This window comes from Enterobacter sp. UNJFSC 003 (assembly GCF_036903355.1).
Classification (GTDB): Bacteria; Pseudomonadota; Gammaproteobacteria; order Enterobacterales; family Enterobacteriaceae; genus Enterobacter.
Genome location: NZ_JBAKHK010000227.1, coordinates 1 through 258, shown reverse-complemented (window position 1 = coordinate 258; position 258 = coordinate 1). Strand labels below are relative to the sequence as shown.

Below are 258 nucleotides of genomic sequence, written 5' to 3'. Positions count from 1 at the left end.
AGGAAAGCGACGAGCTGATCGTTAAAGATGCTAACGGCAATCTGCTGGCTGACGGCGACAGCGTTACCATCATTAAAGATCTGAAGGTGAAAGGTAGCTCTTCGATGCTGAAAATTGGCACCAAAGTGAAAAACATCCGCCTGGTTGAAGGCGACCATAACATCGATTGCAAAATCGACGGTTTTGGTCCGATGAAACTGAAATCTGAGTTTGTGAAAAAGAACTGATTGTATTGTGATCGGTAAGCCGGATAAGGCG

Annotated in this window: 1 protein-coding gene; it reads left to right on the top strand. The window is 45.3% G+C overall.

Annotated elements, in window-relative coordinates:
• A partial coding sequence (locus V5P19_RS23915) for a zinc ribbon domain-containing protein YjdM (RefSeq protein WP_334408046.1) occupies positions 1 to 227 on the top strand: 227 nt, incomplete at its 5' end.
• Between the last annotated feature and the right edge of the window lie 31 nt (positions 228 to 258).